General features: G+C 32.9%; 9 protein-coding genes. 4 read left to right on the plus strand and 5 right to left on the minus strand.

Annotated features, from left to right (window positions below):
• The first annotated feature begins 37 nt into the window (after positions 1 to 37).
• Positions 38 to 1,675 (plus strand): ABC-F family ATP-binding cassette domain-containing protein, encoded by a 1,638-nt coding sequence (locus Q0856_RS00970; protein WP_298501762.1) that lies wholly within the window; start codon positions 38 to 40, stop codon positions 1,673 to 1,675.
• Positions 1,676 to 1,690: 15 nt separating this feature from the next.
• Here the strand turns inward: Q0856_RS00970 and Q0856_RS00975 are convergent, their stop codons facing one another.
• The 4 genes from Q0856_RS00975 to Q0856_RS00990 all read right to left on the minus strand — a co-directional run bounded on the left by Q0856_RS00975 (position 1,691) and on the right by Q0856_RS00990 (position 8,911).
• On the minus strand, positions 1,691 to 2,764 hold the full coding sequence (locus Q0856_RS00975) for an OmpA family protein (RefSeq protein ID WP_298501765.1): 1,074 nt from the start codon (positions 2,762 to 2,764) through the stop codon (positions 1,691 to 1,693).
• 95 nt (positions 2,765 to 2,859) lie between these two features.
• Positions 2,860 to 3,993, minus strand: coding sequence for an OmpA family protein (locus Q0856_RS00980; RefSeq protein WP_298501768.1), 1,134 nt, complete (start codon positions 3,991 to 3,993; stop codon positions 2,860 to 2,862).
• Between the two features lie 121 nt (positions 3,994 to 4,114).
• Entirely contained in the window at positions 4,115 to 5,851 is a 1,737-nt protein-coding gene (locus tag Q0856_RS00985) for a TonB-dependent receptor (RefSeq protein WP_298501772.1), read from the minus strand.
• A 42-nt stretch (positions 5,852 to 5,893) separates the two neighbouring features.
• Positions 5,894 to 8,911 carry a tetratricopeptide repeat protein gene (locus Q0856_RS00990; RefSeq protein ID WP_298501774.1) on the minus strand — a complete coding sequence of 1,006 codons (3,018 nt, stop codon included), beginning with the start codon at positions 8,909 to 8,911 and terminating at the stop codon, positions 5,894 to 5,896.
• Between the two features lie 184 nt (positions 8,912 to 9,095).
• Here Q0856_RS00990 and Q0856_RS00995 point away from each other — a divergent pair, with 184 nt between their 5' ends.
• From Q0856_RS00995 to ppgK, 3 genes are all read left to right on the plus strand, one after another.
• Positions 9,096 to 9,779: an ATP-binding cassette domain-containing protein gene (locus tag Q0856_RS00995; protein ID WP_298473044.1), complete on the plus strand. Its 684-nt coding sequence runs from the start codon at positions 9,096 to 9,098 to the stop codon at positions 9,777 to 9,779.
• A gap of 35 nt (positions 9,780 to 9,814) precedes the next feature.
• Positions 9,815 to 10,246: a hypothetical protein gene (locus tag Q0856_RS01000; RefSeq protein ID WP_298473046.1), complete on the plus strand. Its 432-nt coding sequence runs from the start codon at positions 9,815 to 9,817 to the stop codon at positions 10,244 to 10,246.
• 63 nt (positions 10,247 to 10,309) lie between these two features.
• Positions 10,310 to 11,059: a polyphosphate--glucose phosphotransferase gene (ppgK, locus tag Q0856_RS01005; protein WP_298473048.1), complete on the plus strand. Its 750-nt coding sequence runs from the start codon at positions 10,310 to 10,312 to the stop codon at positions 11,057 to 11,059.
• A 67-nt stretch (positions 11,060 to 11,126) separates the two neighbouring features.
• Here ppgK and typA read toward each other — a convergent pair whose 3' ends face one another.
• Positions 11,127 to 12,926: a translational GTPase TypA gene (gene typA / locus Q0856_RS01010; protein WP_298473050.1), complete on the minus strand. Its 1,800-nt coding sequence runs from the start codon at positions 12,924 to 12,926 to the stop codon at positions 11,127 to 11,129.

Genomic DNA, 12,926 nt, shown 5'->3' on the forward strand with positions numbered 1-12,926 from the left:
TTGCTTTTACCTAGTTTTGCCTTTTTAAAAAATTACTATGATTTCAGTAGATAATATAGCGGTAGAATTCAGTGGCGACACATTATTTAGTGATGTTTCCTTTGTTATAAACGAACAAGACAAAATTGCCCTTATGGGTAAAAATGGGGCAGGAAAATCTACTTTAATGAAAATTATTGCTGGAATTCAGAATCCTACAAGAGGAAATATTAGATTTCCTAAGGATGCTGTTATTGCATATTTACCTCAACATTTACTAACGGAAGATAATTGCACTGTTTTTGAAGAGGCTTCTAAAGCCTTTAGCCACATATTCTCTATGCGAGATGAAATGGAAGAAATAAACAACGCTCTAGAAACACGTACAGATTATGAGTCCGAAGAGTACATGAAACTCATTCAGAAAGTATCCGATTTAGGAGAGAAGTACTATGCTCTGGAAGATATAAATTATGAAGCCGAAGTAGAAAAAGCTCTTACTGGCTTAGGCTTTAAACGAGATGATTTTCGCAGGCCAACTAGTGAATTTAGTGGCGGTTGGAGAATGCGAATTGAACTAGTAAAAATCTTACTACAAAAACCAGATTTAATACTATTAGATGAACCTACTAACCATGTAGACATTGAATCTGTTTTGTGGTTAGAAGATTTTTTAGTTAATAAAGCCAAAGCTGTACTGGTTATTTCGCATGACCGTGCTTTTATTGATAACATAACCAACCGTACTGTTGAAGTAACCATGGGGCGCATTTATGACTATAAAGCGAACTATTCTCATTACTTACAATTACGAGAAGACCGTAGAAGCCACCAAATAAAAGCATACCAAGAACAGCAGAAATTTATTGCAGATAACCAAGCTTTTATTGATCGTTTTAAAGGGACGTACTCTAAAACGAATCAGGTTTCTTCTAGAGAAAAAATGCTAGAGAAACTTAAAATTATAGAAATAGATGAAGTAGATAATAGTTCTTTACGTTTGCGTTTCCCTCCTGCTCCTCGTTCCGGAGATTATCCTGTAACGGCCATAGAGCTCTCCAAAAGTTATGAAGACCATATTGTCTTTAATAATGCCAACCTTAGTATTGCCCGAGGAGAAAAAGTTTCTTTTGTTGGAAGAAACGGAGAAGGAAAATCTACTATGATAAAGGCTATTATGGGACAAATAGATTTTGAAGGGACATGTACTTTAGGACATAACGCCAAAGTAGGGTATTTTGCTCAAAACCAAGCTTCTTTACTAGATCCTGAACTAACCGTTTTTCAAACTGTAGATGAAGTTGCCAAAGGAGACATTAGAACACAAATAAAAAATGTATTAGGAAGATTCATGTTTAGTGGTGATGCCATTGACAAAAAAGTAGGTGTCTTATCTGGTGGAGAAAAAACAAGATTGGCAATGGTTAAACTTTTACTAGAGCCTGTAAATGTTTTAATCTTAGATGAACCTACTAACCATTTAGATTTAAAATCTAAAGACGTTTTAAAAGATGCTTTATTAGAATTTGATGGCACTCTTATTTTAGTTTCTCATGATAGAGATTTTTTACAGGGACTATCTAATAAAGTATTCGAATTCAAAGAAAAAAGAGTTATTGAACATTTTGAAACTATTGATGCTTTCCTGGTTAGAAACAGAATAGAAAGTCTTAAAGAAATGGATTTAAAAGGGTAAATAATAAAACCCTTTTTACTCCTTGGTGATAGTAAACTCTACCCTTCGGTTCTTACTTTTATTCTTGTTCGTTATATTTTCTTTTAGAGGAACAGAACTCCCGTATCCTTTCCATTGTATTTTCTCTAAAGAAACTCCTAAACCTGCTAAAAATTCCGCTACTGCTTTAGCTCTGTTATTAGATAAAACTTGATTATAACCCTCCTTGCCAATAGCATCTGTATGTCCAGAAATACTAATTTTCAACCCTTCATTCTCTCTTAAATATGTTGCGATTTTAACTAGTTCTTTCTTTGCTATACAATCTATTTCAGAGACATTAAAACTAAAATGTACACTTTTAAAAACATGTATTTCTTCTAATTCGTATTCTATTTTAGGGTTTGGCAAATTCGTATCTGATTTTAAATCGGAAGGCAATTCATTTAATACAATTAAATCTATATAATAATAAGCACCTTGTTGATTCTCTTTTTTTACCCTAAATTTTCTAGTTCTGTCATTATTTTTAAAATTACCAATGGTTATATATTGCTCCTTCCCTTTTGCCCTAAACTGAGTATGTACCATAACCCAATCCTTAGTATCTTTATAAAAATTACTATAGCCAATTTCTAAATTTGTCTTCGATTCTAAATTTAATTTAGATAAGTGCATCTTAGAAAGTTCTTTTTTAATAGGAATATAAAATGCCTTATTAGAAAGTAATATCCCAAATTCTTTTATTGCCGTATCTGATTTATCTGCAAGACTTACATAAAAAGAAAGATTATACAAGGCTCCCTCTTTTAAAGGAACATTAAGTTTTGCCTGCAAGTATTCCCTATAGTCCTCAGGAGCATATAAAAAAAGCCCAGCATACCCTTTTCCAAAATCTGCGTTTTGAGAGCCCTTAAAATTTTTAGGGGCACCCATTAACTTACTACAAGTATTAAAATAATCTGTAGAGCCCTTGGTTGGTATAGACCAATGGGCAATATTCTTATTAAAGCTTCCTAATTGTGTGGGGCATTTTTTAAATTTTTCAAAACTAGGATTCAATACTAAATTTTGAGAATAAAAAACAGTCTGAGAAAAGAAAAATCCCAAAAGAAAAGTATTTTTTAAAATCGTTAAGAAAAACATAAGTGCCTAATTAACTTTTCCTAAGTTAACCAGTTTTATTAATGTAATGAAGAAAAAAACTAATTATCCTCTTCGAACCTTGTTTCCGCAAAAGAACTTCTTTTTGCACCTGGAGCAAACCTCCTTTTAGTTAACACAAATTCTGCACGTCTATTTTTCTTTTTATCTTCAGACGTTATATTGTCTACCACGGGCTTTTCATCTCCATGACCGTACCACTGTATACGGTTTTCTTTTACCCCTAATTTCATTAAGTAGCTAGCGACACTCTTTGCTCTGTTTTCAGAAAGGTCTTTATTATAAGATTTTACCCCTTCGTTATCCGTATGCGCATGAATTGTTATAAATAATTCTGGATTCTTTTTCAGCTGGTTATACAAAATCTTTAAGTCCGACTTGGATTTCAAGTCTAACGCATATTCATCTGTAGGAAATAATACATTCTTTAAAGCATAAACTCTATCCACCATTAAATTACTGTAAATACTGTTTTCTATAGGTATTACAGATACCATATCTAAATAATAGTAAGATGCAGACTTTACTCCCTTCGTTTTTTTAGTTTTTGTGGTAGCATCATCCTTAAAATTACCAATAGTTAAAAAATTTTCTTGTCCTTTTGCAATAATTTCTACATATACTTGTGCCCAACCTTCTTTATCTGTATAAAATTTAGGGTCGTGTATTTTTTCATAAGTGTACATATTTAAGAGCTTACCGTTTATAAATCTTTCCCCTCCTATTACTTTCGTACTTTTTACATCTATATGTTTTTCTGAAAATAATATCCCTAATTCTTGGATAGCCAACATAGATTTTTCTGAAAGGCTTATATAAAAGGTAACGCCGTATCGTTTTCCTTTTTCTAGAGTTTGATTTAATTCCCCCTGCAAATATTCGCGATAATTATTTGGAGCCAATAAATACATCCCGGCGTACCCCTTACCAAAAGCCGCAGATTGGGTTCCGTTAAAATTATCTGGAACTCCCATTTTATAGCTACATTCATTAAAGTAATCTGATGTTCCTTGTGTTGCCCTACTCCAATACTTTACATCTGTAGTAACATTACCTAATTCTTTAGGACAATCTTCAAAACTCTCAAAACTCGGGTTTTTTACAAGATTTTGACTCTGAACACAGGTAATCTGAAACAGAAATACTACCAAAAAAATATTTTTCACTAAACACATATCGGGGGTTTTGATATATAATTTGTAGGTTTTAACTTACAATGTAATATATCCCTAACGACGATTACATCAAAAAAGTATACTTACATATAACTATATAGCATACTGCCTATTATTTAATTTAAAAATCAAACTTATAGGTAGCTCCTCCTAAAATCTGAATTCCTTGTACCGGGTAATTAGCCCAACGTTGATAGTCTGTATTTGTAATATTAGCAGCCTTTAAGAAGAAAGACCATTGTTTAGTATAACGATATCCAACATGCGCGTTAGCATCAAAATAGCTATCTAAATTTATAATTGTAGCCTCTGGATTGCCTACCGTAGTAGAAAAATCTTGACGCTTACCTATGTAAAACAAATTAGCTCCCGCAAACCACTTTTCACCGATTTGGTAATCCATAAAAATAGAAGCCTTTGTTGTAGGTAAATTCCATGCAGAATTCCCTGTCTCTGTAGTATAATCTAATAACTCTGCGTTAGCACCAAGAGTAAAGTTTCTATTTACATCTACATTTAATTCTACGAAAAAACCTAATGTTTTTAAATCATCATAAAAGACTTCAAAAGAATTTCCGTAAAAATATCCTTTTTCATCATCCCTAAAATTATTTATAGGGTTTAGCTTATATAATGGTTTTTTATTTTCGGCTGTATAAAAAGCTTTAACATTATAACTAAGATTAGGTAACAATTGCCCTTTTAACCCTGCATATGCATTATATTGTTTATCTGTTGGAGCTATTTCTAATGTAGGCGAAACATATGGATTTTCTTCAACGAAATCATAATAAGAATTCTGCTTTAATTCCCCAACAATTCCTCCATAAGCAATTACAGTCTCATCTATTAATCTATAAGAAGCAGTAACTGCGGGATAAATATAAAAGTTACTATCGCTATTTTCTGTATCTACACCATAAACTAAATTTACACCTAAACGAAGTGATAAATCATCTCTTAACATAGTTAGGCTAGGATTTATACCTACTTGCATATTACTATAGTTACTCCCTACACTATTTGTAGTGCTGTTGACATTGTCATTTTTAAACTTACCACTAACATAATCGATGTTAGCATTTATATCTAGCGTTTCATCATTTATAGGAAACTGTGCCGCAGCATTAAATACTACTCTATTCTCTCCAGATTTAACAGCATCCCAAAATCTCCTATATTTAAAATCTGCCTTTTTAAAAATTGCATCTTCTACATTAATATACGCCCCTGCTTCTCCCATATAGTAATTTTGGCGTTCATCTATACTATCAATAGTATTTACATCCGTAATACTAGAAGGCAAACCATACCAATTATACAATTGATGTTGCAACCCCACATCTGCTCCCCAATCCATATCTCTATCTCGTTTAGAATAGGAGCCATTTATTTTAGAATCCGAAAAAATATTTTCCAAAACAACTCCATCCAAATCTCCTCTTGAGGAATTATGATTTAAACCAATATCTAACCGTTCATCTCTGTTTAATGCTCTACTAGTGTAAAATTCCGCAGTAGAATTACCATAATTACCTATACCAGCAGAAGCGTACGAATTAAACAATTCTGGTGGAGGAAGTTTAGTTACCTTAGATGCCTTCCCCTTTGCAGGGGTAAATGTAGATGCAACTGGTACCGAAAAAATACTATATTCTATTGCTTTTTTCTGTAATTCAATAGAATCGTTTAATACAGGGGTTGACTTTATCTTAAAAGCATCTGATACCGTTGGAGAATATGCTTTGGTAACCGTTACTGTTTCCGTTCCTAAATCGTCTTCTTCGGTTTCTTGTGCTACCCCTAGCTGAATACAGCTCAAAATTGCTATAAAAGTTACTTTAATATACTTATTCATATAATATTCTTTTGTTCCGGTAAATCGGCTATACAAATTATTTTAGTTTGGATTTATAGAAGAATTACTTTTAGCTTCTTTAGCCTTTATTAGCGCTAATTCTCCTTTGGCTTCTGCTACCAAATCTGGATATTGACTAAAGTTCTCTATAACACTTTCTAAAATATAAGTAGCTTGGTAAGCATCTTCTAAAGCGTAGAAATTTTTAGCCATTATTACTAATCCTTTACCTCCCCATTCCTTATAACTAGAGTAGTCTTTTGCTAATTTTTGTACCGCTGTATTAGATGTTTCGAAATGGCCATCGTTATATTTAAAGTAAGCATCGTAATACAATGCTTCCGCTGCCGTTTCTCCTGTCGCAATTTTTAAAACTTCGGAATAGGCTTCTTTAGCTCTTGGCTCATCGTTCGTCTTAATTGCTGAACGAGCAATCATTATTTGCGCATCGCTTTTTATTCTATTATCTATACTAGTTGTAGCCAATACCTTTTCTGCATAAATTATTGTTTTATCATAATTCTTTTGCTGGTAATATCCTTTCATTAAATTGGACTGAGCAAAAGTTCTATTTTGAGAAATGTTAGCAACATTCTCTAATCTTTCTAGATAAGGTAAAGCAGTACTGTACTTTTTTTCTCCAATATATACCTCACAAACCCTGGTTAAAGCTTGCTCAGAATATTCACCAACTCCACTTTCTGCAACATATTTATAGTAGGGTAATGCTTTTTCTTTTTGTTCTTTCCCAAAATATAATTGCGCTACGCTAAAATTAGCCTGTATAATATGAAGACCATTAGGAAATTCTTTTATATAATTTAAAAAACCACGAATAGCAGCATCATTATTTCCTTCGATATATTGCTTATCCGCAGATTCAAAAGTGGCATTATCTAACTCGCTATCTGTTACTTCTACAAAATCCAAATCTTTAACCCAAGCCGCGTACTCATTAACTCTACCTAAATCTACATAGACCAACTTTGCTGTAGATACTGCTTGTATTGCCTCTTGCGTTTTAGGGTAATCCCGAACTACCGTTTTAAATTTCCCCAGAGCTTGTTCATTTCTATTAGCATTATAATGTACCAAACCTTGACGCATTAAGGCTTGTGGCACTAAGGAACTTCCTTTAAAATCTGTAATTAATCTATCGTAAGCTCTTAATCCCTTATCTTCTTCCCCTTCAGAAACGTAAGTATTCCCTAGCTCATATAAAGCATCATCTCGTAAGGTTGATTTAGTATAAGTGGTTACAAAATCATTTAACCCAGCTATTTTTTTTGTCTTGCGATCAACAAATCCATAACTCATGGCCTTTTGGTAAGCCGCATAATCTTTTTCTGGTCCAGTCAAAGCCAAAGACTTATTGTATGTCTCTATTGCCGGCCAGTATTTTCTACTTACAAAATAACTATCCCCTAAGCGCAAATAACCATCATTTAGCTTCTGCATATCTTTAGTACTACTGCTAGTATAACTATTAAAATAAGTTATCGCATTGGCGTAATCTTTCTTTTTAAAATAAGTGTATGCTAAATTATAATCTACTTCATCATTTTCAGGCAACAAAGAGGCATTACTACTTTGTTTAAAAGTTGTAAAACCAATTAAAGCATCATCGAACTTATTCAATAAATAATCCGATTCCGCTTTCCAATACACGGCTCTTGATTTAAAATTTTCATCTTCCGCACTTGCTATAGATTTTTCAAAAGTATCCGAAGCTGCTCCGTAATCTGTATCTACAAACAACTCTACCCCTCTATAAAAAGCAACCTTCTGGTAGGTAGTTTTGCTGGCATAATTTTTATTTTTCTCTAACAACTCCATTGCTCCAGAGAAATTCTTAGATGTAATATATGAATCCACCAACAACTCTTGCATTTCTTGTTCGTGAGAATCATCTGGATATTGTTTTAAGTAATTAGTTATTACCTGAGGAACTGGTTCGTATGCATTACCTACCTCATAACTTAACCTAGCATAATTTAAATACGCATCTTTCTGAATTTCTTCAGAAAAATCCATTTGAGATGCATTTCTAAAAGCATTTAATGCCTCTTGCTTTTTATCCAATTTTAAATAACATTCTGCTAAATGATAATATGCATTTTGCGAAACACTATTAGTTCCTCCTATAATTTTATTAAACTGCTGTATTGCATTAGCATAGTCTTTTTGCTGATAATACGCATATCCTAATAAATAGTAATCCGTATTACTCCATTTTCCTCGTTTCCCTTTATATTCCTCCAAGTACGGAATTGCGTTGGAATATTGCTTTAGATTAAAATAGCTTTCACCAATAATCTTATTTAACTCAGATATCTCCTTACGATCTGCTTTTGGTAGTTGTTTTTTTGCCAAAGCAATAGCTTCTTGAAACTTACCAAGCTTAAAATTCATATCGGCCTGGTAATAGGATAATTTTTCCTCTAAAACTTTCTGGTCTGTTATCTGGTCAAAACGCTCATTAGCCGCTTCATAATCGTCTTGTTGATAAGAGATATACCCCAAGTAATATTTAGCTTGAGACCCATATACTGGCGAAGAAGTAACTTTACTTAAATACTTTTCTGCATCTTTTGTTTTTTTAGAAGAAAACAAAGAGTACCCATAATTAAAATTAAATTTATCCATCTCCTTTCTAGAAAGAGCCCCTTGATCTACTTTATTATACCATTTTAACGCGTAAGGATATTTCCCCGTTTCGAAATAATATTCCGCAACATCAGCAAAAGCAGAGTTTTTTTTAGTAGATGTAGGATAGTTTTCGACAAAATCTTCCATAAGTCGATCCGCCCCTAATTGATTAAGTCTCACAGCTGCATTAGCAGAATAGTAGGCACTATTAGCTGCTGTTTCTTCATCTTCTGTCTTTGCTTTTACTTTTTCAAAAATAGTCTGGGCTGCTTGGTATTGTTCATTATTATACAATGCCAATGCATTTTGATATTCTTTTTCTTCGTGGGTGTAAATTTTGGTTTCTTGGCCAGTACCAATATAAACCACTCCCAGAATCATGGGAAGTAATACGGTGTATTTTCTAAACATAGCGTTCTCTAACTATTAACTAAAATATATAACGACAAATATCGTTCCGAAGTATATTATAAATATGGATGCTTCCTAATTTATTCCTAAATAATATTCAAAGCTAGTTAAACTAAAAGATTTTTAAAAAAGGTTGCCGTAGAATACCTCAGAACTTATTACTTTTATATCAACAATACCAATTATGGAAGAGAATATTTTAGAACTTGATAATGTAGCTATTTTTCAAAAGGAAAGTTTAATCCTGAATGAGGTTAGTTTAAAAGTTCAAAAAGGAGAATTTGTATACTTAATTGGCAAAACAGGGAGTGGCAAAAGTAGTTTTATGAAAACACTTTATGGCGATTTACCCCTAAAACAAGGTTCTGGAACTATAGTAGACTTTAATCTAAAAAACCTTAAAGAAAAAGATATTCCATATTTAAGAAGAAAAATTGGGATTGTTTTTCAGGACTTTAAGTTACTACCAGATAGAACCATTAATAAAAATTTACTTTTTGTTTTAAAAGCTACTGGTTGGAAAGACCAAAGCAAAATGAAACAACAAATAGAAAAAGTTTTAGATAAGGTAGGCATGAAAACCAAAGGATTTAAATTTCCGCATGAACTTTCTGGTGGTGAACAACAAAGAATTGCTATCGCAAGAGCTCTATTAAATGATCCTGAACTTATTATTGCCGATGAACCTACAGGGAATCTTGACCCCCAAACCAGTGTGGAAGTTATGAAGGTTTTACAAGAAATTAATAAAGCAGGCAGAACCATACTTATGGCTACCCATGATTATGCTCTTATTTTAAAATACCCCGCAAAAACCCTTAAATGTGATGCTAACAAAGTCTTTGAAGTAGTTCAAAAAGCTGTGTAACTCCTATTATAAAAATTACTACAAGCCTTCTTTATATGGTGACCCGAAAAGAAAAAACAAACATCAAAAAAGTTAACCCTTTTATAGGAATTCTTCTTTTTATTATATCTGTAATTTTATTCCTTATTACAGGTCCATTAGGTCTTATATATGGCTTTTGTCATAAGCTTTTTAAAAATGGAATAATTGGTATTGGAGAATATCTTTTAAAAATAGCAATATCCATAGACCAATTGGGTAATGTATTAATGCAACACCTATTAAATGCTTTATGGATTAAAAAAGGTGGTTATAAATTTGGCAATAGAGACGAAACTATTTCTAGCGCAATTGGAAAAAACAAACAGCTAAATACGCTTAGTTCTTTTGGAATTTTAATAGATAAAATATTAGATATAATAGACCCAAACCATTCTTTAAACTCCATTGATTATTTTATAGAACCAACTACGGATTCTTTAAATTAAACTATGCAAACAATCTTTTTCTAATTCTTTTCGTTACTTTGTTACACGAACTAATAAAAATTCATGGAAGTATTAGGTATTGATATAGGTGGCTCCGGAATGAAAGGAGCTATAGTAAATGTAGAAACTGGAGAAATGACCACCAAGAGGTTTAGAATCCCTACACCTAAAGGAAGAAAGCCTAAAGATATGGCAAAGGTTATTAAAGAAATTGCAGAGCATTTTAACTATAACGGTCCTATCGGATGTGGTTTTCCAAGCATTGTAAAGCATGGTGTATGCAAATCTCCTGGTAATTTAGATGCTTCTTGGTTAAACGTAAACATACATGAACTTTTTAGCGAGATAACAGGACTACCTGTAACTGTAATTAACGACGCAGATGCTGCGGGATACGCTACCATGAATTACGGCATTGGCAAAAATAAGAAAGGCCTTGTAGTTATGATTACTATTGGTACTGGTCTTGGTAGCGGTATGTTTTTAGATGGTGAATTAATTCCTAATTTTGAGCTAGGACAAATACCATATAAAGAATATGATAAAATAGAACTCTGGGCTGCTAATTCTGCGAAAGAACGTGAAGACCTTAGCTATAAAAAATGGGGTAAACGATTTAATAAATTTTTAAGTTTGGTAGAAATTATTACCTGTCCCGATTTAATTATTTTAGGAGGCGGCTCTTCCAAACACTTTGAAAAATATCGCGAGTGTATTACAATAGATACTCCTGTAATTCCTTCTGAATTACAAAACCATGCTGGTATTATTGGTGCAGCTGCAGCCGCATTACACCAAGCTCCGAAAGATTAACAGATACATATTAAAACTAAAAAAGCTCCAAATTAAATAATTTGGAGCTTTTTTATCTATAAAACGTTTACGCAATTTTATTACGCTTACGCTCATTCTCTGTTAAGTAAATTTTACGTAATCTTAAATGACTTGGAGTAACCTCAACATATTCATCTTTCTGAATGTATTCTAAGGCTTCTTCTAAAGAAAATTTAATAGCCGGAACAATTTTCGCTTTATCATCTGCCCCAGAAGAACGTACGTTAGAGAGCTTTTTAGTTTTAGTGATATTTACAGTCATATCATCCCCTCTAGAATTTTCGCCAATTACTTGTCCTTCATAAATATCTTCTCCAGGATCTACAAAAAACTTACCTCTATCTTGTAATTTATCTATAGAATAAGGAATAGCTTTACCAGTCTCCATAGAAACTAAAGATCCGTTTTGCCTCTGAGGAATTTCTCCTTTCATTGGTTGATACTCTAAGAAACGGTGTGCCATAATTGCCTCACCAGCTGTAGCAGTTAAAAGTTGGTTACGTAAACCTATAATACCTCTAGATGGAATTAAAAACTCACAAACCATACGATCTCCTTTAGCTTCCATACTAGTCATTTCCCCTTTACGCATAGAAACAAATTCTACGGCTTTTCCTGAAACGCTTTCCGGTAAATCTATAGTTAAAGATTCCATAGGTTCGCATTTAACCCCGTCTATTTCTTTTATAATAACTTGCGGTTGCCCTATTTGTAACTCGTACCCTTCTCTACGCATAGTTTCTATTAATACAGAAAGGTGTAGTACCCCACGACCAAAAACTAAAAACTTATCTGCACTATCGGTTTCATTTACACGTAAGGCTAAATTCTTTTCTAGTTCCTTTTGTAATCTTTCATTAATATGTCTCGAAGTTACAAACTTACCATCTTTACCAAAGAACGGACTATCATTAATGGTAAACAACATACTCATGGTTGGCTCATCAATAGCAATAGTCTTTAATCCTTCTGGATTTTCTAAATCCGCAACAGTATCCCCAATTTCAAACCCTTCAATACCTGTAATAGCACAAATATCACCTGTTGCAACTTCTTGTACTTTTAGTTTTCCTAAACCTTCAAAAACAAAAAGTTCTTTTATTTTAGATTTTACCATAGACCCATCTCTTTTTACCAAAGAAACTTGTTGCCCTTCTTTTAAAGTACCTCTCTGTAACCTTCCGATAGCAATACGCCCTGTAAAAGAAGAAAAATCTAAAGAAGTAATTAGCATTTGCGTATTCCCTTCTTTTGGCTCAAAAGTTGGGATATGCTCAATAACCATATCTAATAATGGTTCTATATTTTCAGTTTCTTTTTTCCAATCGTCGCTCATCCAATTGTTTTTAGCTGAACCGTATACCGTTGGAAAATCTAGCTGCCATTCTTCAGCACCTAACTCAAACATTAAATCAAAAACTTTTTCATGCACTTCTTCTGGAGTACAGTTTTCTTTATCTACTTTGTTTACTACCACACAAGGTTTTAAACCTAAATCTATTGCTTTTTGTAATACAAAACGCGTCTGCGGCATAGGACCTTCAAAAGCATCTACCAACAACAAAACTCCATCTGCCATGTTTAGTACACGTTCTACCTCACCACCAAAATCGGCGTGACCAGGAGTATCTATAATATTAATCTTTGTGTCTTTATAAACAACAGAAACGTTTTTAGAGGTAATAGTAATACCACGTTCACGTTCTAAATCATTATTATCCAAAATTAAATCTCCTGTATTCTGATTCTCGCGAAACAATTGACAGTGATACATAATCTTATCTACCAAGGTAGTTTTACCGTGATCTACGTGCGCAATAATTGCGATGTTTTTTGTTGTTGACAT

It is taken from the genome of uncultured Maribacter sp. (genome assembly GCF_947496775.1).
GTDB lineage: Bacteria > Bacteroidota > Bacteroidia > Flavobacteriales > Flavobacteriaceae > Maribacter_B.

Coding starts and splice junctions, on each gene's coding strand:
- Q0856_RS00970 (WP_298501762.1), top strand. CDS start 38: ATGATTTCAGTAGATAATATAGCGGTAGAATTCAGTGGCGACACATTA.
- Q0856_RS00980 (WP_298501768.1), bottom strand. CDS start 3,993: ATGTGTTTAGTGAAAAATATTTTTTTGGTAGTATTTCTGTTTCAGATT.
- Q0856_RS00985 (WP_298501772.1), bottom strand. CDS start 5,851: ATGAATAAGTATATTAAAGTAACTTTTATAGCAATTTTGAGCTGTATT.
- Q0856_RS00990 (WP_298501774.1), bottom strand. CDS start 8,911: ATGTTTAGAAAATACACCGTATTACTTCCCATGATTCTGGGAGTGGTT.
- Q0856_RS00995 (WP_298473044.1), top strand. CDS start 9,096: ATGGAAGAGAATATTTTAGAACTTGATAATGTAGCTATTTTTCAAAAG.
- Q0856_RS01000 (WP_298473046.1), top strand. CDS start 9,815: ATGGTGACCCGAAAAGAAAAAACAAACATCAAAAAAGTTAACCCTTTT.
- ppgK (WP_298473048.1), top strand. CDS start 10,310: ATGGAAGTATTAGGTATTGATATAGGTGGCTCCGGAATGAAAGGAGCT.
- typA (WP_298473050.1), bottom strand. CDS start 12,926: ATGTCAACAACAAAAAACATCGCAATTATTGCGCACGTAGATCACGGT.